Genomic DNA, 22,822 nt, shown 5'->3' on the forward strand with positions numbered 1-22,822 from the left:
AGGAAGAAAGAGCTGATGAATCCTGCCGTTACAACCTCGATCGAATTAAAAGCGAATTACTACGATAATTATTCTACATGGCATTGAAATTCAAGGGTACCAGGTTGTGGCTTGGTACTCTTTCTCTTTATTCATTCAAAACATGGAGATGATGATTTGGGTGCTTTTGCTAGAGACAGATCTATTTTTTTAATCGTTTCTTTCGTTCTTTGGTTTTCTCATTTTCTTTATGTTCCTATTCTATCTCCCTATATTGAATCCATGGGAGGGAGCTATACATTTATCGGGCTGGTTTTGAGCAGCTACGGGCTCATGCAGTTCTTATTTCGGCTTCCCTTGGGTATCTTTTCGGATCTTGTAAAATTAAGAAGACCGTTCATCATCTTTGGAATGGTAACGAGTGTATCTAGCTGCTTGACCTTTGCCTTGACAGATAGTCTAGGCTGGGTACTTATCTCTCGTGCACTAGCGGGTATTGCTGCCGCTACCTGGGTCGCTTTCACCGTTTTATATGCCAGTTATTTTGCAGACCGGGAAGTTCATCACGCTATGGGTAATATTTCATTTGTTGTCGTGTTGGCTCAATTGCTAGGCATGAGTTTAAGCGGTTATATTGTGGATGAATGGGGCTGGAAGGCTCCATTCTGGATGGGCGGGATGGTCGCCATTATGGGGACTGTGCTTTCCTTTTTTATATTTGAGCCTAAAGAGGGAATCATGAGAACGCCGATACAATGGAAAGATCTCGCATCTGTCATGAGAGAACCGGTGATATTGAAGGTTTCTTTATTATCCATTCTTGCTCACAGTATTATCTTTACGACGATGTTTGGATTCATTCCTACCTATGCCTTAAATATTGGACTTCAGGCCAGTGATCTAAGCCTGATCGTGTTTTCTTTTATGATTCCCCATGCGGTTGCCACTCTTTTTATGGGAAAGGTACTTGTTCCGATTCTAGGTCAATGGAATTCTCTAAAATTTGCCTTTTTGTTCACGGCATGTTTCACGCTTGGTACACCGTTTATTGAGACCAAAGAGCTGCTATGCATCATTCAAGGCTTGAATGGATTCTCTCTGGGACTGCTCTTTCCATTGCTGCTGGGTATGGCCATCGAAACGATTCCGCAGGAAAAAAGAGCCACGGCAATGGGTGTTTATCAAGCACTGTATGCAATCGGAATGTTCGTTGGGCCTTTTCTTGCAGGGCTGCTGAATTCCATTCTGGGGATCGAGGCAGGTTTTTACTTTACAGGGGCATTGGGGCTCATAGCTACCGCATTCATTGTCTTCTGGAGCAGGAAGCAATATGATAACGGCACGTTGATAAGAAAAGCTTCTATTAATATCGCAGCTTCAAGAAGGCAATCATGATAAAATTCTCGAATATCTGAACGAGCAGCCAACGACAAGGCTAATCATGGGCTCCAATTCCAATTCGACTCATTTGCTTTATGTAATGCAAATAAAAAGTATCTAAAAAGTCATTTATGTAGGTATTCCAAAGATTAGATATCTCTGCCGATGTTAGTCATATATGATGTGCTGTCTCCATTTATTTTCCTCCAAGACAGTTTTAATGTTATTTTTTGCTAAGGCAATAAAAAAATACAGCAAAGGAGCCAACTTCTGGCGACTCTAAAGTGGATGTGGAATAATAGATACGGATAGATGTGGTTGCAATGGATTAGAATCATAACATATCATTTGCTAGGTGAAAGGAGTAATCAAAATGGAAACGCTAAATCATATTCCGGTTGTAAGAACAGAAATGCTGATTAGAAGACCAGTTGAAGAGGTGTTTGAAGCTTTTATCGATCCTGTAATTACGACGAAATTTTGGTTCACCAAAAGCAGCGGAAGATTAGAGGCGGGAAAGCATGTCCGTTGGGATTGGGAGATGTACGGTGTTGGGGATACCGTTCTTGTAAAAGAAATAGAGCCAAACAAGCGGATTTTGGTCGAATCATCAGACAGGACCATAGTTGAGTGGATGTTTGCTTCTCGGACAGATAACGAAACCTTTGTCACGATTACGAACTCCGGGTTTACAGGAAAGGGAGATGATATCGTAAATCAAGCGATTGACTCTATGGGTGGGTATACCATGGTGCTCTGTGGGCTTAAGGCGTTGCTAGAACATAACATCATCTTGAATCTTGTAGCGGACAAGGCTCCTGACGCCCATGTTAAAGAATAGTAAAGAGAGTATTTTATGATACCAAGGGTTTCACTAATTACATTGGGGAATCCCAATTGGGAAATTACGGGATAACACTAACACTGAGTAGACAAATGGGGTCCGACATACCAACTTATCAATCGTTGGATAATCGGACCCTCATTATTTTCATCCCATGTTATGATGATGCCAAAGGAAGTTGAATGTAGAACGTGGTTTTTTCCTGGATCACGCTTTTGACATAGATCTTGCCTTTATGTTGATCCATAATGGCTTTCGCTATAGCTAACCCAAGGCCGTATCCGCCGTGCTTGCGTGCCCTGGATGGATCCGTTCGATAGAATCGATCAAAGATCCGCTCTAGATGTTCTGATGAAATGCCTTCACCCGTATTGGCAATCGAAAAAAGAATATCATGATGCTGCTTTTTAAGCGTGATATTGATAGAACCTTGAGGATTGGTGTATTTAATCGCATTATCCAAGAGGATCAGGATGACTTGTTTGATTTGCTCGCTGTTGCCGTATGCCGTCAAATGAGGTTCAGTCTCATAATTAAAGGAAAGATGTTTCTCAAAGATTATGGCTTCCATCGTTAAGATGACATCCTTTAACAACTTCGCTTACATTAAACTCCGTAAAGATCATCCTCGCTCTAGAGTCATCCATTTCGGTCAAGTATAGAAGATCATTGGTCAGCTTGGCCATTCTCTCCGTTTCGGATTTGATGTAATGCAGCCACTTTGCCTGCTTGTGAATCGTATCTTCCGGATTAGATAATAAGACATCTGCATTGGTATTAATAATGGCAAGCGGGGTCTTCAATTCATGGGAGGCATCGGCAATAAATTGCTTCTGTTTTTCGAAGGCCTCTTTAACTGGAGCGATGGACCGGTTGGCGAAGAAACGGCTGATGAAAAAGATGACAATAAGCATGACGGATCCCACTAAGATGAAGGTATAGACGAGATTGGCAAGAATCCCTTGCTGGGCCGTAATATCAAGGAAGATCAATTGGTATCCATCAAAAGTTTCCTGTACGGTATAGGCCCAATGGTTGCCATTCACATTTACTTGACCAATGCTCCTATTTTGAGATAATACCTCATCTACGGCAGGATGATAAAATTCACGGTCCATTTCAAAACGCGAAGTAACATCTGTGATCTCCCCTTGTTTATCGGTTTGTAGTAAGAAGGAACCCGAACGTTCTGGAGGATGAGGCGCCTTTTTATCTTCCGGTGATTGCTGGGGATCTCTGTCTGGCAGCGGAGGACCCGGATCATCATTGTGCTTGCGGTAGAAATCCGAGATTTTGTGCAATTCCATATCAATATCATGATGCACGTTTTGATACGTGATCATGTAGATCGAGGCGAAGGATAAAAGCATCATCACCGAGATGATCACCAAATTCACAAGAAGAAATCGATCGCGAATTTGATTAAACACTAGGCGGCCACCTCCAGCACATACCCTACGCCCCTGATGGTGGTAATTCGTACGGATGATTGGAGAAACGTAAGCTTTTTTCTTAAAAAGGAAATATAAACCTCCACATTATTATGTTCCACTTTGGAATCGAATCCCCAAAGCTTTTCGATGATCTGCTCTTTAGAGGTTACGGCATGCTTCCGCATCATCAGTAGCTCTAACAATTCACTTTCTTTCAAGATCAGCTTGATTTCCTTTCCTTTACTCGACAGCTTAAGATTCACGGTATTCAATTCGATATCACCAAACTTTAACGCATCATCCGGCAATACCTCCCCTTTACGCCTCAACGCGGCTCTAATCCTTGCCAGGAGTTCCTCTGTTGAAAACGGTTTGGCTATATAGTCATCGGCCCCATAATCCAGCCCAGCCACTTTATCGGAGATTTCCCCCTTGGCTGTAAGCAGGATGACAGGCGTAGATAAGCCTTCGTTTCGGATTGTTTTTAACATGGTGATGCAGGAGGGAATGACGGCTCTTCTACAAATGGGCGTCCCGGGCAAAATCAATTTAGCAGCTCAAAGAATAACAAGCTGACGATCAATGGCGGTGTGGTATCCGTTGATGCTGCAGGGGATGGCTTGGATGCGAACGGATCGATATTTATGACCGGCGGTACTGTAATTGTTAATGGCCCAACTGGGAACAACAACGGGTCCTTGGATTATGAAGACACCTTTGAGATGAGCGGTGGATTCCTGGTAGCGGCTGGGAGCTCAGGGATGGCTCAAGCACCGACGGAAGGATCTGAACAATTCGCTGTCATCATGACTTACTCCCAGACACAGCAGGCGGGAACGATAGTTCATTTGGAAGACAGTGAAGGGAACAACGTAGTCACTTTTGCACCGTCCAAAAATTATCAATCGATCGTCATCAGCTCACCGAACCTGAAGCAAGATGCTAGCTATACTCTTTATTCTGGAGGAACTGCAAGCGGCACTGCAGCATATGGCCTTTTTAGTGATGGAAGCTATCAGGGCGGAACCAAGGTGGTAGGGTTTGAGATAGCAACCCCTGTAACCTGGTTGAACGAATCGGGAGTGACAGAAGCTAGAAGCGGTCACTTCGGAGCCCGAATGGTCCTGGAGGAGGGAGAAAAGAGAGACCTGAAGGCGGGAGACTGGAGATGATGCAGTAAATAAACAAGCTGGCGCAGCGCGTCAGCTTGTTTTTATCACAATAGCTGGATCAGTCCCTCATTATAATGAATACCATAAGGGAAATAAATTACCAATAATGAAGCCTAGATTGAATAAGTGGAAAATCGCCATTTATAGCTAAAATTAATTTAAAAAAAGACGAAATAATTGGATAAGCTCCATCTAGTTCAAATCAAGTCCTTCATTTTGGGCATTTCACTGCCAGTAGTGGGAGTTATTCCAGCTATTTTGCATAAAAAAGTCATGAAATAGGATTTAGTTGGCCAATCTCCAACTATTTGAATGTTGAGACTGTCGATTAATAGAAGGCGGGTTTCGGATAACAGGAGTAAGTCAGACTATTTTTAAAAATGGATGATTTTTAGCAAAAATAGGCGGACGAAGTCCGGTTATTTCTCTAAAACAGACAAACATATCATGTTTTTTGAGGGTTAGCCGGAAAAAGTCCGCTTATTTTTTGCGATATTCATCTAAACCGTTGATTAGTCGGAGAATCTCCTGTTAACGGCAGATCCCTCAACTAATCATGAAAGTTCGTGCCGTCTGTCACGGCTTTGACGACGCCAGTACGAATGACAAAGTCACCGAAATGCTCGCCATCCTGTCTTTCCTTCGCGTAGCGGGGAAGAAGCTCGCGCAGTTCCCTCAAAATTTCTTCCTCACCGATGTTTTCACGATACATTTTACTTAGGCGGCTTCCATCAAAAGCTGCGCCGAGATACATGTTGTATTTGCCGGGAGCTTTACCAATGAAGGCTATTTCGCCGAGCGCCGGGCGGGCACAGCCGTTCGGGCAGCCGGTCATGCGGATGGTAATTTCTTTTTCCTGCAGGCCGTTTTCATCGATAATAACCTCAATCTTTTCGAGTAAATTCGGTAAGTAGCGTTCGGCCTCCGCCATTGCCAATCCGCACGTCGGAAGGGCAACGCACGCTAGCGAGCTGCGGCGGAGTGCGGTATAGTGCTTGCCGTCGGTCAAACCGTATTGCTCGATCAGTTCGCTGATCCGTTGCTTTTCCTCGCTGGCTACATTGGCAATCACCAGGTTTTGATTAGCTGTTAGGCGGAAATCACCGGTATGGATCTTGGCGATTTCGCGCAAGCCGGTCATCAGCTTGTAATCTTCAAAATCAGCAACACGGCCGCCTTGGACAAACAGCGTAAAGTGCCAAATTCCTTCAATGCCTTCCACCCATCCGTAGCGGTCTCCGTTATGGTCGAAATGATAAGGCTTCGCTTCATCCAGGCTCCAGCCCAGGCGGTTTTCCAATTCAGCCTTAACCGTATCCAGCCCAAGCCGGTCAACGGTGTACTTGAATCGGGCATTTTTGCGGGAGGAACGGTTTCCATAGTCACGCTGGATCGTAATGACTTTTTCCGCGACATCATGAATTTGTTCAGGTGTACAGAAGCCGATGACTTTGGCGAGCTGCGGATAGGTGGTTTTATCACCATGGGACATCCCCATGCCTCCGCCGATGGCTACATTAAATCCAATCAGCTTGCCGCCTTCTACAATCGCAATGAAGCCAAGGTCCTGCGAATAGACATCAATATCATTGGAAGGAGGGACAGCAATGCCGATCTTGAATTTCCGCGGCAGATATAGCGGTCCGTACATCGGTTCAACTTCTTCGGTCTCAGGCGTGCCGGCTACCTTTTCTTCATCCAGCCAGATTTCATGATACGCTCGCGTACGCGGCAGCAAGTAATCGCTCAACAGCTTGGCGTATTCATATACGTCATAATGGATCTCAGACTGATAGGGATTCGGATTGCACATGACGTTTCGGTTTACATCGCCGCACGCTGCAATGGTATCTAATAGGGAAGCATGGATTTTCTGAACTGTCTTTTTCATATTCCATTTTAAAATACCATGCATCTGAAAAGCCTGGCGCGTGGTCAGCTTTAAGGTGCCGTTTCCGTAGCTTTGGGCCAGCTCATCCATAACAAGCCATTGCTCCGGGGTTGCGACACCGCCCGGCGTACGGACACGAAGCATAAACTGATAAGCAGGTTCAAGCTTTTGCTTTTGGCGCTCATTCCGGAGATCCCGGTCATCTTGCAAGTAGCTGCCGTGAAATTTCATCAGGCGATTGTCATCGTCGGGAATTCCAGCGCTGATCTGGTCGAGCATCATTTCCTTCAGCGTACCGCGCAAGTAGTCGCTTTCTCTTTTTATGCGCTCAACATCGCTCGGTGGGCCGTCCGGGGCTTTTAAAATTGGTTTCACCATTTGAAAATACTCCTTTTCGCTTGAAATTTAATATACATCACGCTGGTAACGTTTTTGCTGCTGCATGTCGGCCAGATAGCTTTCCGCTTGTTCACGGCTCATGCCGCCTTCTTTTTCGATAATTTCAATCAGCGTCTGATGGACATCCCGTGCCATGTTTTTCTCATCTCCGCAAATGTAAACGGCCGCGCCTTCTTGAAGCCACTCGAACAATTCTTTGCTATGTTCCAGCATGCGGTTCTGCACATATACTTTTTCGTCCGTGTCACGCGAAAATGCGACATCCATTTTGGTTAGCACGCCGTCTTTCAGCCATTTTTGCCATTCTGTCTGGTAAAGGAAATCGGTCACGAAATGCTGGTCACCGAAGAACATCCATGACTTTCCTGCCGCTCCCATTTCTTCGCGCTCCTGCATAAAGGAACGGAACGGCGCAACACCTGTTCCTGGACCAACCATGATAATCGGCGTATCCGGATTCTTTGGCAGCTTGAAGTTGGGATTGTGCTGAATGAAAATGGGCAGTGTGTCCCCTGGCTGTACACGTTCCGCGAGTAAAATGGAGCAGACGCCTTTCCGTTCGCGCCCGTGTGCTTCGAATCGGACGGCTCCGATGGTTAAATGAACTTCATCCGGATTAGCGGACAAGCTGCTCGCAATGGAATAAAGACGTGGCGGCATTTTCCGGAGGATGGAGATAAACGCTTGCGCCGATGCATCCCATGGACCAAAATCACGGACTAAATCAATCAAATCGCGCCCCGCAAGATATGCTTTTACTCTTTCCTCATTGCCTGGAGATAAAAGCTCGCGCAAATCCTCATTTTTTGAAAGCTCTGCCGCTTGCTGAAGAAGCGGTTTGGTTAACACGGTTATTTCAAAGTGAGAGAGAAGCGCCTCTTTAAGAGAAAGAACATCTCCTTGTTTATTGATGGTCACCTTTTCTTCCGGATCCCACTTCATTTCTTCAAGAAGAATGTCTACAAGATCAGGATCGTTTTCTGGATAGATACCCAAGCTGTCACCCGGATCAAAGGTGAGCCCAGACCCTTCAAGCGATAATTCGAGATGGCGCGTTTCTTTATTCGAGCCACGCCCGTTCAAATTGATATTTTCAAGCACTTCTGCTTTAAACGGATTCGTTCTGGAGTACACGGATTCACCTGTTTGAGGTGCCGCTGCAAGGGCAGGGGCCGTGCTTCCTCCATGCGCTTCACTTAAGCTGGCAAAAACTCCTTCCAGCCATTCGGCTGCCGGCTCTTCATAGTCAAGGTCGCAATCCACTCGCGAATATAGCCGTGTGCCGCCGAGCTCTTCCAGCCGCTGATCGAATTCTTTTCCCGTCTGGCAGAAAAACTCGTAGGAGCTGTCGCCGAGCGACAAAACAGAAAAGCGGAGATCGTCAAGCTTTGGCGCCCGCTTGCTGTGAAGAAACTCGTGGAACGAGATCGCGTTATCCGGCGGTTCACCTTCTCCATGTGTGCTCGCAACAATAAGCAGGTTTTGGACTTTCTTCAGATTGTTCGGCTTAAAATCGCTCATGGACGAAACGGTGACTTGGAAACCGCGCTCTTCAAGCTTCTTGCCTGATTTTTCCGCAAGCCTCTGCGCATTGCCCGTCTGTGATCCGTAAAGAATGGTCACATCTTTAGAGATGGCCTGCCCCGTCCTCTGAGGAGTTACTGCTACTTGCCCTGATACGGAAGCAGACGCGGAGAGGTAACCGCTAAGCCAGATTTTTTGTGATTCTGTCAAGGTCTGCAGAAGGCGGTTAAGGAGTTCTGCTTGCTCCTGATTAAACGGACTGTTCATTACCTGAAGTTGCAATGTTTCCACCTCACAAAGGAATATAAAAATTTACCTTATTTTATAACGACTGCTAACAGCAATTCTTATTGTGACTTTTCATGAAAAATTCGTTAATTCCATCTTATCTACCTTATTCCTATAAATCAAGTCGGAATAAGGTGTATTAATTATTATATTTTGCTTTGACACTTATTAAAAATCTTAATAAATAGTATCTGACTTTTGCATCGTACCTTAACCATCTATTAATAAAGATGGAGATCTTGATTAACATAACCATGCGAAATATGAAGAGGTAACACAATAGAAAGGGGTGAGCAGCTTGATAGAAATAAATGACCTGACAAAAAAAGTTTGGGGAAAATCTCGTTTTGGACAAAGTCAACTTCTCTATCCAAGATGAAGAAGTTTTTGTTGTCTTAGGCTCCAGTGGGGCAGGAAAATCCACTCTCTTGCGTTGTTTAAACGGCCTGGTTCAGCCTACAAGCGGACAAATTAAACTTGACGGCATGATTTATGGAAAGAACACGATTCAAGAGATTCGTCGAAAAGTCGGCTTTATTTTTCAGCAATATCAAGTAATTGGGAATCTATCTGTAATGCAAAATGAAAAGTACATCAACGAATTTCTATCAAAAAAGTCTTGGTCACATGATTTAATATCATGTGTCTGTTTTATTGTAAGTTCGAAAACGTTAGGAAGAGCCATCGATTGCAGCCATTAAAAAATCACCACTCAGAAGGGTGGTGATTGATACTCAGCATTACTGTTCAATCAGGCTCTCTACAGATACACTTTGCTTATTATTTGGTTCATTAAGGGGATGAACCGTAGCAGTCCCATTATCCTGATCCACATGCTCAATGTAGATCTGTTGCCCGTTATAGCTTACATTAGCCATGTTTGGCGAAGAAGCAATTTCTTGTGCGCGTTGAGCATTCATTTTTGCCACCTCCTTTGATTAATATCAGTTATAATATTTGTTCCAAATTACTTGGATATACTTTTAGTTAGATTTTAGGATGAAGTATGTAACAATAATAACCACAATCAAGAGAATAGATGGGAAACACCCAATCTTTGCAAAAGAATGTAAATCCCCAAAGCTTGCGTTGTGCCTTGGCAAAACTTTCACACGGAGTTTGTTTATTGGGGTCTTTCATATGCTGACCTCCTTTTGTTAGTCAATTTAAAGAATGGGGTAAGAATTGGATGAATATGTGAGTGGGTAATCTAAAAATAAATTCTAAATGGGGGTTTCCTGATATGGAAATTATTTGGAAGTCGCTCTTATTGATTTTTGGAGGGTTAATTCTTCTTCGCATTGCCGGTCGGAAGTCCATCTCACAAATGACCGTTGCCGAAACAATTGTAATGATCTCCATCGGAACGATAATCGTTGCCCCGCTTGCAGGAAAAAGCCTTGGTCAGGCCCTCACTGCAGCTGGTGTGTTTATTGCTTTTCTCATGCTTGTTGAATATTTAGAAGTTAAATTTAACTTTATAGAAAAATTAATAACTGGTAAGTCACCCGTAGTAATTAAGGATGGAGTCCTTGAATCTAATAACCTAAGAAAAGTCAGGGTAACTGTAGACGATATAGAGATGAGACTCCGACAAGCTGGCATTTCAAGTATTAAGGATGTTAAAACGGCAACAATCGAACCGAATGGACAGCTTGGATATGAACTAATGCATCACGCTAAGCCTGTAACGATTGGGGAATTGGAAAAAATATTGGATAAATATTTTCAAAAACCATTGGCGACAAGTGTTAGCTCAAGTTCTAACATCTTTACAGAAGTAAAGGAAAATGAACACAAAAGAGATATACCTCCAGAGCTTCAGTAAAGATATAACGAAGGAGCCGATTATCACCTGATAAGTCGGCTCGTGTTGTTCTAGTGTTAGTTGTCCAGGGGGTGTAAGATGTTGGATTATATAGAACTCGTTTACGGCCGATTGGTGCTTTTGTTATTCTGATGATAGCATCCCGTTTATTAGGTAAGCAAACCATAGCCCAAATGACCTGTTTTGATGGTTAATCAAAGTTTTTCGTTTGGGAACAGTCAATTATTAAAGGCTTAAAAACCAAATGGAAACCTGCTACTATCGATTCCATTACGTTAAAAAGCAAATCTAAATTAGTATCTCTGAGACTGGGTTGGGCTGGAGTGGAAGAGTGGGATACCATGTCTGATAAAAACTCAATAATTTCAAAATGGCCCCCAAACTCACCCCAAGAGAAAAGATAAACAGAAACATAAATCGTCTTGAAGATTTGGGGATCCTGATTAGGTGATGGACTATGGAAAAGAGGAGAAGGGTATAACCGTATGTACCGATGACAATAAATAAGCCAAGCTGCCATAAGGATGCTAACGACAATCATGGAATTACGGTTACCGTGGGTTTTGATTGCGATTAGTATCACGCTTTCAACAAAAATGAACAAACATGTGTAGATAACCCTGATTCATTTATTTGTTCAGCTAACCGTTTCTAATGCATTGAAGACGGTCTTTTTTTTGCAACCCATGTTCGATAGACGAAAAGTAAAATTCATCGTCCAGTCCCTTAAAAAAATCTTTACATTTTTCTGGGACTTGGTTCTCTTTTCAAGGAAAGCAACGAACCGAATCGGCTGTTTTTTAGGTACAAAGGTCTTTGATCCTCACCCTTTGCTCGCTTCGATCGTCCGATGATCATATATGCCATCCTATATTCTGAAACTTTAGGACTGATTTTGAGCGATTACAAAATAAATAAAATGATTTTATTCATACTTAATATTTTATCTTTAATATTTTAGGAGTTGATAGTTTACAAGAAATCATAGGGAGAAGGAGAGCAAGTGGACATGGATCAAGAAAAACTCAATCTTTTAAAGAACATGATGAACTTGGATGAATGGAAATCAGGTGATATGGATCGTCGGGGTTTTCTTCGCGCCACAGGCAAATTTGCTGCGCTTTCGCTGGGATTAACCATTGCCGGTACGCTGCAGGGACCAAGAGTAATTGGGGCTGAGCCCTTTTTCAAAACGTATCCCTTCACTCTTGGGGTGGCATCAGGAGATCCTCTGCCGGATGGCGTTGTGCTATGGACGAGATTGGCGCCTGATCCGATGAACGGAGGGGGAATGCCTAGCCACGACGTGCCGGTAAGATGGGAAGTCGCTACAGATGAGGAATTCAAGCATGTGGTACAGCATGGAGTGGAATTTGCCAGATACGAGCTTGGGCACTCGGTTCATGTCGAGGTTGATGGACTGCAGCCGAATAGCGTCTATTTCTATCAGTTCAAAGTAGGGAATGAAACCAGCCCGGTCGGCCGTACAAAAACGTTGCCGCCCTTTGGTGCGGACGTTTCCAAGATGACTTTTGCCTTTGCTTCGTGCCAGCAGTATGAACATGGCTATTTTACAGCCTACCGCCGTATGGTGGAGGAAGATCTGGATTTAGTCTTCCATCTTGGCGATTACATCTATGAGTATGGGGGAAATGAATACAAAGCCCCGAATGGAAATGTCCGTACGCATATCGGGTCCGAGATTATTACTATAGAAGACTACCGAAACCGTTATGCGCAATACCGAAGCGACGCCGACCTGCGCGCAGCGCATGCCGCATTCCCATGGGTGGTTACGATGGATGACCATGAAGTGGAGAACAACTTTGCCGGCTTGATCCCGGAAAAAGACCAGCCGGTAGAACCGTTTATCCTGCGTCGCGCTGCAGCTTATCAGGCTTACTATGAGCACATGCCGCTCCGGCGTTCATCCTTTCCCAACGGATCCAGCATGCAGCTTTACCGTCGCTTAACCTACGGGAATTTGGCGGAATTCAATGTGCTGGATACACGTCAATACCGTGACGATCAAGCCAACGGTGACGGTTCGAAAGCGCCGACTGCCGAGTCTACTGACCCGAATCGCACCCTGACCGGAGCGGAGCAAGAGCGTTGGCTGCTGGAAGGTCTTGGACGCTCCAAGGCAACATGGAATGTGATTGCCCAGCAGGTGTTCTTTGCCAAGCGGGATTATAAGAGCGGAGACGGCGAACAGTTCAGCATGGATGCATGGGACGGCTATCCGGCTAACCGTGACCGAATCCTCAACTACATTACTGAGCATGGCGTTTCCAACCCGGTTGTCTTGACGGGTGATGTTCATGCCAACTGGACCAACGAAATCAAGGCGGATTTCAATAATCCGGATTCTGCAACAATTGGGGTAGAATTTGTCGGTACCTCGATCTCTTCTGGTGGAGACGGAGCCGATACCAACAGCAATGCCCAACGTTATATGGAAGAAAATCCGCATATCAAGTTTTATAACAACCAGCGCGGATACGTACGCTGTACGATCACCCCTGAAAGCCTGCAAGCGGACTATCGGGTGCTGCCGTATGTGAGTCGGCCCGATGCTCCGATTGCAACACGGGTTTCGTTCCGGGTAGAAAACGGAAAGCCGGGCTTAACGAAGATTTATGACGCCCTGGTTACAATTTAAGAGTGCCTGTCACCACCTGAAGTTTGTCTAAAAAATTCTAGAACTAAAATTTGAAGGGAGTGAAGTGACATGTTCTCTAATATGGGAATCCCTGGTTTGATTTTAATTCTAGTCATCGCCTTAATCATATTTGGTCCTTCCAAATTGCCTGAATTGGGACGAGCTTGTGGACGTACCTTAACAGAATTCAAGAACGCAACAAAAGGGCTAGTCTATGGTGAAGATAAAGAAGAAGTGAAGGCTGAAGAAAAAAAGCCTGAATTGATTTCTGTTGAAAAGAAGCAGGACAAGCCTGCTGTTTAGCTCATAAAGAAGTAGATGAGACCACTCGTCTACTTCTTTTTCTTTTAGCTGAAATGAAAGGGTAGCTTGACGGATGAGTCGGGAGCCGGTGGAGTTACGCCGACGATATTAGAGGAAGTGAGATGGAAACTGCTAACAGAGATGGGAGGTATTCATGAATTTTTTCGGAATAAATATTTGTATATCCGAGAAAAAAGTAGCCAAAGAGCACTGCAGGGTACGCGTATTGAATTGTTGGAATCTCGGGTGTCAGACATAGGGTACCCTCCTTCCATGAAACCGTTTTAACATTAATATATGATCTTCTGATAACTTCACGATATGAAACAAAATATTATGGTCCAAATACAGACGCTAGATTTGGTTATTCAAGAATTGACCAAAGAGTTTGATATTGAAAAGGAGGAGCTGAAATAGCTCCTCCTTTTGATTTCTTATTTTACCTGTGTTCAAGCGGATTTATTTTTTCTACTTTGTGCTTTAGCGCATCATCAGTCATGGCATTAAAGGAATTCTTGATTTTGGAAGTTCTCTTGGATCCTCATAAAGGGCATATTCGTCAAAATGAAGGCTTTCATGAGGCATGGCATTCCTTTCTGCCTGCACCTTCTCTTCATTTGAATACTCTTCTGCGATCATCCTGGAAGATGAATCCTTAATATCATCCACAAGGCCTAGGATGAAAGACGTACCTTTTACGGCTACTCTTCGTGTAGCCTGTCTTGCTTCTGGGGAGATGGCTAGAATCACGCCGGCAATGGTTAGGGCAATTCCAACTGGCGATCTGAATAGTTTTAACATCGTAATTTCCTTTCTCCATGCGAACTTTTTAAAATATTATTTCCATAAAAAAGGGAAAATATTCTAAAAAAATAAATATTTTGTAACCGTTTCATTTCGGTATAAAGATCAATAGAATTTGTCCAAACTTAAATTTAATCAATATAAGTTGAACGGAACTTAGTATGAACAGTTTTATGCCAATGCGGATTTTCATAAGTAGTAAGGAGAAATTTTATGCCCGAAATACAAATGAAAGAAAGGTTCATTCGTGCTTTGCCCGGGAGAGTTCGAGTAGAAGTATTTGGTCTTAAAAACAACAAAAGAACGGCAGAGTTCATCTTGAGCAAGCTGCAAAAAAGGGATGGCATCCTCATTGTGAATCCCTGTACCGCGACGGGCAGAGTACTTGTTACTTATGAGGAAAAGCGAATTTCCCTTCGTGAGATATGTCAGATTATTCAATCCGTAGAAGAATCCGCCTATTATCGCCAGGCAGATCATGAGGGTCAAACGGACCAAGCCACAACCGCAGCAAATAAAGAAGTGGCAGCTGCTTTCCAGTTTGGAGAAGAGGCGGGATGTGAGCCCATTCCTGAGCCATTCCGAAAGGTACCTCAGATGACCGGATCTTTACGCGCAACAGAGCGGGTACCGCTGCCGCTTGCCTTATCCATGGGTGGGCTAGCTGTATTGGGGATTAAGCAGGTATTTCTGGGAAAGTCATCCTTGGCCAGAAGCCCTGCAGCTTTTCATTTGGCAGGATTGGTTTCCATTGCGACAGGATACCCTTTTTTCAAGAAAGGAGTCCAGCAGTTTTCAAAGGATAAAAGGGTGAATTCTGATTTATTACTTGGAGCCAGCGCTTTGTCACTTGCGCTGATCCGAGAAAACCTAGTGGTTTTGGCCGGGATAAGTATCTTGCAATATCTGAATTGGAAACGCAGCAAGACTCAATCAAACTATCATGGAGATGGAACTTCCCCCTTGTCGCCAGAGATCCAATCGTACAGTAATAGGGCTTCAAAATGGGGATTGGCTCTGGGGGCAGCCACAATGGCTGTAACCCGTGACCCAATGCGCGGGATGGGGGTTCTTTTGGCTGCGAATCCGCGGCCGGCTACAGTTCCTGCGGAATATGCATGGAATCAGGCCCAGCTCTTTGCTGAAGAAAGAGGATTAATCCTTCCTGAAAACGGTTCATTAGCACGGCTTGCACGGACAAGAGTATTGTTATTCGAGGATACCACCCAGATCTTTGATCGCCATAATGAAGAGATTCAATTGATTTCCGACCAACCAGACAAAGAGCAAGTGTGGTGCTTTGCCGGCTCTCTCATGAAGAAAAGCCAGCATCGATGGAAAGCGGAAGTGCTAAAGCAAGTCGAACTTTCCTCACGCACCTTGCGCACGGCTTTCCATGTTGAGGAAGAAGAGCAGGGACTGAGAGGGAAAATTAACAACTCGGAATTATTTGTTGGAAATGCAAATTATCTGAAGCAAAAGGGGATGGACTGCAGCGATTACCAGCTTGACGTGAAACGGTGGGAAAAGGCTGGATATTCGGTGCAATTGATTATAAGAAAGACCGCAAAAAGTCAAACCCTGCTTGGACTGTTAGCCGGGAAGAAAAAAGAAGCGTCAACAGAATACTTGAAGTTGGCAAATGAACTGTCAAGGTATGGGCTTCAGTTCGGAATCCTGAAAAATAGCCTTAATGTCGATGACAAAACCCTGACTCGTTATGGAATCGTGCCAAGTTGGCTTGGCGAAAACGCAAGCGAGAGAGCGAAGCGGATCATCGCATTGCGAGAGCAGGGCAAAGAGGTGCTATATATTAAGATGACCCAAAATGGCGGGGTTCAGGACTGGGTAATCCAATCGGACGTTCCTGTACTTTCCCTAGAACAAGTGAAGCATCTCAAAACCTCTCTGGACTATGCTTTGCAGATTGATCAAGCGGTTCATCAGCATTTTCAGATCACGAAGGCTTGGAATGGCCTAGGCACGGCTTTGGCTATTCCTATGGCGATAACGGCCCCTATTATTAATTTAATGGCAGATGCGATTTCGTTATGGTTTTTGGCTAGATCCAAGAAGATCAGTGAAACTCTCATCGTAAAAAGAGAACATGAGCCATTTCTCCATCACCAGGAAGTTGCAGTAGCAGCAGCGCCTGCTAACGTAAATCCACTTCCATGGCATACGATGCACCGAAAAGAGATCACAGAGCGTTTTATGGTCAATAAGCATCACGGGCTGGATAGTCAACAGGTGTTGATGAGAAGAAACCAGTTCGGGACCAACGAGCTGTTGCCAAAGCAGCATACGCCCTGGATGGCCTCCTTTTTAGGGCAGTTTAAGGAATTTACCACGCTCATTCTTTTGGGCGCTTCCGGTCTGGCTTTTTTTACAGGAGGATGGTTTGACGGTTTAGCGATGGCAGCCGTCCTGCTGGCCAATGCAGCGATAGGAACGATCCAGGAACGGAAAGCAGAGAAGGTGATAGAGGCTCTGAATCAATATCAGCCGCCTATATGCAAGGTGATTCGCGAAGGCCAGGAAATCGAAGTATTCGGCAATGAGCTGGTTCCAGGGGATATCGTCTGCTTGGAACCGGGAGATCGCATACCAGCTGATCTTCGCATCATGGAATCGTGGAATTTGGAGGTGGATGAGGCCACCTTGACGGGCGAATCCCTCCCTGTGGAAAAAAAGCATTACGTGGTTGAAGCCGATAGTCCATTATCAGAAAGAAAAAATATGCTCTATATGGGTACATCCGTAACTCGCGGGAGAGCATTCGGGGTTGTTGTCACGACGGGCATGTCTACCGAAATGGGCCATCTCATGTCCTTGCTCAAGACCGAGGAAAGAGAGCCGACCCCGCTCCAGCAAAAGGTCACTTCCATCAGCAAAACGTTTGTAAAAGGAGCGATGCTTGCGGGGGGATTGGTATTCATTACGGGCTTGCTCCGCGGCGTACCCGTTGCGGAAATGATCACGACTTCCATAACTCTTGCTGCCTCTGCCATACCCGAAGGCTTGCCGGTTACCATCACAATTGCTTTAAGTGCAGGCATATTCCGTATGTCTAAGAAGAACGCGCTGATTCGCAGGATTTCTGCTTTGGAAACCTTAGGCAGAACGACGGTCATCTGTTCGGATAAGACGGGTACGCTAACCAAGAATGAGATGACTGTCAAGGCGATTGCCACGGTTAGCCGCTCCTGGAAGGTATCAGGGGATGGGTATGAGCCAGTAGGAAGTGTTGTGGAAAGCTCTTTAAAAGGGGAGGCGGAGTCTCCCCAAACACAGGAGAAAGAAGCCCAAGCAATGGACCAGCCGGTGGAGAATCCAGATTTAATTCGTCTTGTTCGCATCGGTTTATTATGCAACAATAGCCGATTGCATCAAGAAGAGGGGCAGTGGGGAATCAAGGGAGACCCGACCGAAGGGGCCTTGCTGACTTTAGCGGCTAAGATGGGCTTGCGGCAGGAAAATATGAGCCAATGGACGCGATATCATGAGATTCCGTTTGATTCCTACGCTGGAACGATGAGTGTTGTATGCAAGGATACGGGAATGGATGAAGAATGCTACCTTTACTCCAAAGGATCAGTTGAGGCCATTTTGCGCCGCAGCGGGTGGTATTTGGAAGATGGGGAAGTCCTGCCCCTAACGGAAGAGATAAGACAAGCGATTCTGCAGCAAAATGAAAGTTTTGCGGAGGAGGCTCTTCGCGTACTTGGCTTTGCCTATAAGCCAATGGAATGGAATTCGAATGGCCAGGAAGTAAAGGAAGAGGATTTGATCTATGTCGGCATGGCCGGTATGATCGACCCGCCGAAACCTGAAGTAGAAAAGAGTATTCGTGAGGCCTATCAACTGGGTGTAAGGCCTGTCATGATCACAGGTGACCATCCCATTACGGCTATTGCCATTGCCAAGAAATTATCCATTTGGCAGGAGGGGACTAAAGTGCTTACCGGTCGCGAGCTTGACCGTTTATCGGATGAAGAATTGGCAAAGCTGGTAGATGAAATTTCTATTTTTGCACGTGTCTCCCCGGAACATAAGCTGCGAATCGTGAACGTTTTCCAATGTCGGGGCCACATCGTGGCGATGACGGGAGACGGAGTAAACGACTCGCCTGCGATCAAGAAGGCAGATGTCGGTATCGCGATGGGCAGGACCGGTACCGAGGTGACGAAGGAAACGGCGGATATGGTACTGAAGGAAGATCATTTTGGGACGATTGTGGACGGCGTAAAAGAAGGAAGAACTATTATTAGCAATATACGCAGAGCCATTGGCTGTTTGCTGACGGGAAATTTGGCAGAGATCTTAGTGACAAGTGCCGCGGTCATCGCCGGATTGCCCATGCCATTGGTTCCTATCCAGATCCTTTTGATGAACTTGTTGACGGATGCATTGCCTGCCACCATTTTAGCCGTAAATCCTGGAAATAAGAGAAAGGAAACCAAAAGGCAGGATATCGTGGACAAAGGGTTGTATCAAAAAGTAGTTACGCGAGGAGTCCTGCTCGGATTGGGTTCAGTCGGCCTGTTTTCGTACAGTCTGGCTGCAGGCATGCCGCTGGCTGTTGCCCAGACGATGGCGTTCGCTACTCTTGTAACCGGACAATTAATGCAAACCTTCTCATGGAGACAGGAAGGGGCCGAGGAGAAGATACGGGATTGGACCAAAGACCGATTCCTCGTAGGAGCATTAGGAATTTCTTGGATGGCGCTGTTGTCGGCTATCTATATCCCGCCAGTCGCGCGCATTTTCCATACGGCTCCATTAGGATTGACACACTGGATCCCAATTCTGATGATAGGAGGATCGATTTCTACGCTGGCTCAACCGATTCTGCATCTGATTTCGGGAGAAAAGCGTGAAGGTAGATACTCGATGATCGGGCAACGAGTGCCGAATGCTGCTTAAATCTCCAGTAAGGAGGGGAACTATGGTTCGAAATGTAACGGAAAAAATCATTGTCGGAGCTGCCTTAACTGTGGCAGCCTCCGTATTGCTGCCTATCGCTAAGAATACTTTTCCCGTTTTGATGAAAATGGGAAGAGACGGCGCTTCTCAATTGGCCAACCGCACGAAGAGCTCTCTGCAGCTGGCTAGAGAAGAAATGGAGGATATTATTGCCGAAGCTCAATTTGATCGAATGAGAAAACGATTGGATAAGGAAATGGGCTGGCTCGAAGAAGGGAAGGGAAGAGCATGAGAGACAATGCCATGAGGACGGAAGCAGTCGGGAATTCTCATCAAGCGGAAGATCAAGGTATAGATTACCACCTGCGGAGGGCCTTTTCGCATCTGGTTTTAGCCGTGAATCAAAGTGTAGACCTTTTATTGCAAAATAGTCGAGCCAAAAATGAGATCGGATCAAAATGGGAGACCTTCCTGAGCCAATTTTTTGGTTATATCCGGGACAAAGGTAAAGAGAACCGACTCAATCTGTTGAGCATCATTTCTTTTACAAAGCTGCGCAAATGGTAGTGGGTATATGATGAGGTTATTAATTTGAAAAAATAAGGAGAGTGGATTATGAGGCTTCATAGAGCATCGTTATGGGCAGGGGCGATTTCAGGGGGAATGTCCCAATGGGAAGACACCAAGGCTTATCGGAGCGGTCATCTGACAGGGAACCAGTATGCCGCCCATACAACCAAAAATGTGACAGGTGCTGTAGGAATTATGGCGGGAATTGAATATGGAGCGATAATGGGTACTTCCCTGCTCCCTGGCATAGGCACGATTGTGGGCTCTATCGTTGGCGGGCTGTTGGGAGATCGGCTAGGCCGTACCGTTGGCATGCAAGCCGGGAATATCCTATTTAATAATCGCGCTATGATGAACCAGCCGCTATTTGCAAACAACCAGTCTATGCCGCTGTCTGAAATTGCAATGCCAGCCCATGAAAGACAAACAACGGAAGGTATCATGCAATAAAAATCTTGACACGTACCATGAAATGCCCTATCTCCTTAAATCCGAGATAGGGCATTTCATGTTCGGGTTAATACCCGTGTTGACCTCTGTTACAAACTTATTATTTTATATATAAATAAAATGTGACTTGAAAACTTACAGTTGAGTTGCGCGTTATCCACATAAAGCCATTAAAAAACCAGTTAAATCCAAGGGCTTAACTGTTTTTTTAATGGCTGCATAAATGACCTTTTACAAAAACTGAACACATAATTAAAATTATTCACAAGGTAAATTTACATTCGAACTATATTATTTTATTTGTACGCGGAACAAGTTTACTAGATAAAATTAATATACAGGGAGAGATATGAAGTGGACGTAAATTTTTAGGGTATCTCGGAACTGGTGTTGCTGCACTCGCTGCTGCTTCAGCGGGATTAGGATCTTTGACAGGATCGGCAATGGCGGCGAATACAGCTAATCATATGCTTGGTAAAGATAAGGTGAAAAAAACAAAGAAGAATCTTGGATTCTTTAAGTCAATTCAGGCTACAACAAAGGATGATCTTATTCTTCCAATAGGAAAATGGGTTGCCCTTACGCTTGAGACGGTACAAAGTGCAATTATCGAGGCTAAGAAGGATGATCTTCTAACAAAATTCCAAACCCAAGCCGATGTGCTCGTGCACGCAGCTGAAGCTGCTATCTTAGTGGGCGGAACACCAACAGATCGTCCGGAAGACTTGGAAATCAACCCATTTGACAATAGCATCTATATTGCTCATACCAATAACGATAAGCATGGTAACCTTCACGGCCATATTACTCGTTTCCTTGAAAAGGATGGCGATTTGGGGGCAATGGAATTCGAATTCGAAATCTTTGCGGCTGGCGGACGTCAAAGCGGATTCAGTGCACCGGATAACTTGACTTTTGACAGCAACGGCAACCTGTGGACCGTTACGGATATTTCCTCCAGTAAAGCAGGAAAGGATGCGTGGAAGACTTTCGGAAACAATGGCTTGTTTGTTATCCCTACATCCGGCCCTAATGCCGGGGAGGCTTTCCAATTTGCTTCTGCTCCTGTAGAAGCAGAACTGACTGGACCTTGGTTTACTCCGGATGAATCTACACTATTTTTGGCTGTTCAGCATCCTGGTGAAGAAACGGAAGACATCAATAGCCAGACAAGCATGTGGCCGCATCGTTCTGGAAACAAAATGCCTCGTCCTGGCGTTGTAGCCATTACTGGATTCAAATTTTAAGGAGGAGGAAAGGATATGTTTTCAAATATAGGAGTATCGGGGTTAATCTTAATCCTTGTGATTGCCTTGATCATTTTTGGACCTTCTAAATTACCTGAAATCGGCCGTGCTTTTGGCCGTACCTTAACAGAATTCAAGAGTGCAACCAAAGGTTTGGTGACTGATGAAGGAAAAGAGGAAGAGAAAGAAATCAAACCAGAGCATGTTTCCGTTGAAAAAAAGCAGGAAAAGCGTGCTGTATAGTAGGAAGATGTGGACGGGGCAACCCGTCCGCATTTTTGTTAAGAAGGAGGATGAATGAATATATTATGAAGTTAAGATTTTCATGGATGACGAATTGAAAAGACTAACAAATATACAGCAAAAGCTCGCTATGTTATCAAAACTTAAAAGTTATTTGGTATTCCAATATATCGAATGGGGATTAAATGGGACTAGGACAAGCTAAGGTTCTTGTACTTGAAAGCGGTAACCGAAGTCAGAACTGAAAAGTTTAAGCAAGAATAACCTATGCATGGAAAAATGAGCCCTTTAGATCTTGAATCTGAAAGTACCCTGGGAATCTTAGGCGCAGACCAATCTTAGCGGCTTAAGAAACGGGTATGGATGTGAAATCAGCCTATTCGAAGCTTCCGATATGGTGGGAGCTTCTTTTTTACTATAGAAACGGAGGAAGAAAAAGACGAGTGTCCTACTCGGTAAACTCAAAGAAGTTTTCACGGAAGGTCGAACCCACTAGCGGTGGGTGGGGGAGATTGCGAATCGAGGAGAACATAATAAAAACCCCGAACCTATTGGCCCGGGGTTTGATTATGTATTTGGCGGGAGAAGGTGGGAATCGAACCCACCTGACGCCTCACGGACGTCACACTCGGTTTTGAAGACCGGGAGGGCCACCAGGACCCCATCAACTCCCATGAACTTTGTCGAAAGTTACTTTAATAAAGTATCAAATATCTCAAGGGAAATCAAGAGAAAATATAACCAGTAACCTAACAGTTAGCGAGAATCCTGCTTAAAGCGACAATTTCTCGAAATTGGGCAAAAATCTCTCGAAAACATGGTGGAATTTCTCGAAAATTTCTCGATCAAAGCAGGAAACGAATTCATCATCACGTACTT

19 protein-coding genes, 1 tRNA gene and 2 pseudogenes are annotated in these 22,822 nt (G+C 44.7%); 13 read left to right on the forward strand and 9 right to left on the reverse strand.

Going from position 1 to position 22,822, the window contains the following annotated elements; all coding sequences use genetic code 11:
- Positions 1-156 precede the first annotated feature (156 nt).
- On the forward strand, positions 157-1,374 hold the full coding sequence (locus ABLT31_RS15115; RefSeq protein ID WP_367752980.1) for an MFS transporter: 1,218 nt from the start codon (positions 157-159) through the stop codon (positions 1,372-1,374).
- Positions 1,375-1,732: 358 nt separating this feature from the next.
- Positions 1,733-2,200: an SRPBCC family protein gene (locus tag ABLT31_RS15120; RefSeq protein WP_367752982.1), complete on the forward strand. Its 468-nt coding sequence runs from the start codon at positions 1,733-1,735 to the stop codon at positions 2,198-2,200.
- Positions 2,201-2,360: 160 nt separating this feature from the next.
- On the opposite strand, the gene ABLT31_RS15125 is transcribed toward ABLT31_RS15120, so the two are convergent.
- The 3 genes and pseudogenes from ABLT31_RS15125 to ABLT31_RS15135 form a co-directional block, all read right to left on the reverse strand.
- The gene (locus ABLT31_RS15125) at positions 2,361-2,774 is read right to left on the reverse strand and encodes a sensor histidine kinase (RefSeq protein ID WP_367752984.1); all 414 of its coding nucleotides are present in this window, start codon (positions 2,772-2,774) and stop codon (positions 2,361-2,363) included.
- A complete protein-coding gene (locus tag ABLT31_RS15130; RefSeq protein ID WP_367752986.1) occupies positions 2,755-3,633 on the reverse strand; it encodes a histidine kinase dimerization/phospho-acceptor domain-containing protein in 879 nt (292 codons plus the stop codon). Before ABLT31_RS15130 ends, ABLT31_RS15125 begins: the two co-directional genes overlap by 20 nt.
- A pseudogene (locus ABLT31_RS15135) lies at positions 3,633-4,133 on the reverse strand (response regulator transcription factor); the annotation flags it as partial. The pseudogene ABLT31_RS15135 and the gene ABLT31_RS15130, both read right to left, overlap by 1 nt.
- 93 nt (positions 4,134-4,226) lie before the next feature.
- Between ABLT31_RS15135 and ABLT31_RS15140 the strand changes: the two are divergent.
- Positions 4,227-4,808 (forward strand): hypothetical protein, encoded by a 582-nt coding sequence (locus ABLT31_RS15140; RefSeq protein WP_367752988.1) that lies wholly within the window; start codon positions 4,227-4,229, stop codon positions 4,806-4,808.
- Between the two features lie 550 nt (positions 4,809-5,358).
- Here the strand turns inward: ABLT31_RS15140 and cysI are convergent.
- Positions 5,359-7,077: an assimilatory sulfite reductase (NADPH) hemoprotein subunit gene (cysI, locus tag ABLT31_RS15145; protein ID WP_367752990.1), complete on the reverse strand. Its 1,719-nt coding sequence runs from the start codon at positions 7,075-7,077 to the stop codon at positions 5,359-5,361.
- Between the two features lie 27 nt (positions 7,078-7,104).
- A complete protein-coding gene (locus ABLT31_RS15150; protein ID WP_367752992.1) occupies positions 7,105-8,904 on the reverse strand; it encodes an assimilatory sulfite reductase (NADPH) flavoprotein subunit in 1,800 nt (599 codons plus the stop codon).
- A 353-nt stretch (positions 8,905-9,257) separates the two neighbouring features.
- Here ABLT31_RS15150 and ABLT31_RS15155 point away from each other — a divergent pair, with 353 nt between their 5' ends.
- On the forward strand, positions 9,258-9,611 hold the full coding sequence (locus ABLT31_RS15155) for an ATP-binding cassette domain-containing protein (RefSeq protein WP_367752994.1): 354 nt from the start codon (positions 9,258-9,260) through the stop codon (positions 9,609-9,611).
- Between the two features lie 39 nt (positions 9,612-9,650).
- On the opposite strand, the gene ABLT31_RS15160 is transcribed toward ABLT31_RS15155, so the two are convergent.
- A complete protein-coding gene (locus tag ABLT31_RS15160; protein WP_367752996.1) occupies positions 9,651-9,830 on the reverse strand; it encodes a small acid-soluble spore protein H in 180 nt (59 codons plus the stop codon).
- Positions 9,831-9,897: 67 nt separating this feature from the next.
- Positions 9,898-10,050: a hypothetical protein gene (locus tag ABLT31_RS15165; protein ID WP_367752998.1), complete on the reverse strand. Its 153-nt coding sequence runs from the start codon at positions 10,048-10,050 to the stop codon at positions 9,898-9,900.
- Positions 10,051-10,153: 103 nt separating this feature from the next.
- Between ABLT31_RS15165 and ABLT31_RS15170 the strand changes: the two genes are divergently transcribed.
- The 3 genes from ABLT31_RS15170 to tatA (ABLT31_RS15180) all read left to right on the forward strand — a co-directional run bounded on the left by ABLT31_RS15170 (position 10,154) and on the right by tatA (ABLT31_RS15180) (position 13,703).
- Entirely contained in the window at positions 10,154-10,738 is a 585-nt protein-coding gene (locus ABLT31_RS15170) for a DUF421 domain-containing protein (protein ID WP_367753000.1), read from the forward strand.
- Between the two features lie 1,009 nt (positions 10,739-11,747).
- The gene (locus tag ABLT31_RS15175; RefSeq protein WP_462976496.1) at positions 11,748-13,400 is read left to right on the forward strand and encodes an alkaline phosphatase D family protein; all 1,653 of its coding nucleotides are present in this window, start codon (positions 11,748-11,750) and stop codon (positions 13,398-13,400) included.
- A 69-nt stretch (positions 13,401-13,469) separates the two neighbouring features.
- Positions 13,470-13,703, forward strand: a complete 234-nt coding sequence (tatA, locus tag ABLT31_RS15180) for a twin-arginine translocase TatA/TatE family subunit (protein ID WP_367753002.1) — start codon at positions 13,470-13,472, stop codon at positions 13,701-13,703.
- 495 nt (positions 13,704-14,198) lie between these two features.
- Here the strand turns inward: tatA (ABLT31_RS15180) and ABLT31_RS15185 are convergent, their stop codons facing one another.
- The gene (locus ABLT31_RS15185) at positions 14,199-14,504 is read right to left on the reverse strand and encodes a hypothetical protein (protein WP_367753004.1); all 306 of its coding nucleotides are present in this window, start codon (positions 14,502-14,504) and stop codon (positions 14,199-14,201) included.
- A 216-nt stretch (positions 14,505-14,720) separates the two neighbouring features.
- Between ABLT31_RS15185 and ABLT31_RS15190 the strand changes: the two genes are divergently transcribed.
- From ABLT31_RS15190 to tatA (ABLT31_RS15215), 6 genes and pseudogenes are all read left to right on the forward strand, one after another.
- Complete coding sequence (locus ABLT31_RS15190) at positions 14,721-19,433, forward strand: cation-translocating P-type ATPase (RefSeq protein ID WP_367753006.1); 4,713 nt, start codon at positions 14,721-14,723, stop codon at positions 19,431-19,433.
- 22 nt (positions 19,434-19,455) lie between these two features.
- Positions 19,456-19,725: a DUF5132 domain-containing protein gene (locus ABLT31_RS15195; RefSeq protein ID WP_367753008.1), complete on the forward strand. Its 270-nt coding sequence runs from the start codon at positions 19,456-19,458 to the stop codon at positions 19,723-19,725.
- On the forward strand, positions 19,722-20,000 hold the full coding sequence (locus tag ABLT31_RS15200; protein WP_367753010.1) for a hypothetical protein: 279 nt from the start codon (positions 19,722-19,724) through the stop codon (positions 19,998-20,000). Before ABLT31_RS15195 ends, ABLT31_RS15200 begins: the two co-directional genes overlap by 4 nt.
- 48 nt (positions 20,001-20,048) lie before the next feature.
- Entirely contained in the window at positions 20,049-20,453 is a 405-nt protein-coding gene (locus ABLT31_RS15205; protein ID WP_367753012.1) for a hypothetical protein, read from the forward strand.
- A gap of 563 nt (positions 20,454-21,016) precedes the next feature.
- A pseudogene (locus ABLT31_RS15210) lies at positions 21,017-21,700 on the forward strand (PhoX family protein); the annotation flags it as partial.
- 15 nt (positions 21,701-21,715) lie between these two features.
- Positions 21,716-21,943 (forward strand): twin-arginine translocase TatA/TatE family subunit, encoded by a 228-nt coding sequence (gene tatA, locus ABLT31_RS15215; protein ID WP_367753014.1) that lies wholly within the window; start codon positions 21,716-21,718, stop codon positions 21,941-21,943.
- A 576-nt stretch (positions 21,944-22,519) separates the two neighbouring features.
- On the opposite strand, the gene ABLT31_RS15220 is transcribed toward tatA (ABLT31_RS15215), so the two are convergent.
- A tRNA-Sec gene (locus tag ABLT31_RS15220) sits at positions 22,520-22,616 on the reverse strand.
- Positions 22,617-22,822 lie beyond the last annotated feature (206 nt).

The organism is Ammoniphilus soli, assembly GCF_040813775.1.

Coding starts and splice junctions, on each gene's coding strand:
- ABLT31_RS15120 (WP_367752982.1), top strand. CDS start 1,733: ATGGAAACGCTAAATCATATTCCGGTTGTAAGAACAGAAATGCTGATT.
- ABLT31_RS15175 (WP_462976496.1), top strand. CDS start 11,748: ATGGATCAAGAAAAACTCAATCTTTTAAAGAACATGATGAACTTGGAT.
- ABLT31_RS15160 (WP_367752996.1), bottom strand. CDS start 9,830: ATGAATGCTCAACGCGCACAAGAAATTGCTTCTTCGCCAAACATGGCT.
- cysI (WP_367752990.1), bottom strand. CDS start 7,077: ATGGTGAAACCAATTTTAAAAGCCCCGGACGGCCCACCGAGCGATGTT.
- ABLT31_RS15170 (WP_367753000.1), top strand. CDS start 10,154: ATGGAAATTATTTGGAAGTCGCTCTTATTGATTTTTGGAGGGTTAATT.
- ABLT31_RS15205 (WP_367753012.1), top strand. CDS start 20,049: ATGAGGCTTCATAGAGCATCGTTATGGGCAGGGGCGATTTCAGGGGGA.
- ABLT31_RS15165 (WP_367752998.1), bottom strand. CDS start 10,050: ATGAAAGACCCCAATAAACAAACTCCGTGTGAAAGTTTTGCCAAGGCA.
- tatA (WP_367753014.1), top strand. CDS start 21,716: ATGTTTTCAAATATAGGAGTATCGGGGTTAATCTTAATCCTTGTGATT.
- ABLT31_RS15190 (WP_367753006.1), top strand. CDS start 14,721: ATGCCCGAAATACAAATGAAAGAAAGGTTCATTCGTGCTTTGCCCGGG.
- ABLT31_RS15195 (WP_367753008.1), top strand. CDS start 19,456: ATGGTTCGAAATGTAACGGAAAAAATCATTGTCGGAGCTGCCTTAACT.
- ABLT31_RS15125 (WP_367752984.1), bottom strand. CDS start 2,774: ATGGAAGCCATAATCTTTGAGAAACATCTTTCCTTTAATTATGAGACT.
- tatA (WP_367753002.1), top strand. CDS start 13,470: ATGTTCTCTAATATGGGAATCCCTGGTTTGATTTTAATTCTAGTCATC.
- ABLT31_RS15185 (WP_367753004.1), bottom strand. CDS start 14,504: ATGTTAAAACTATTCAGATCGCCAGTTGGAATTGCCCTAACCATTGCC.
- ABLT31_RS15200 (WP_367753010.1), top strand. CDS start 19,722: ATGAGAGACAATGCCATGAGGACGGAAGCAGTCGGGAATTCTCATCAA.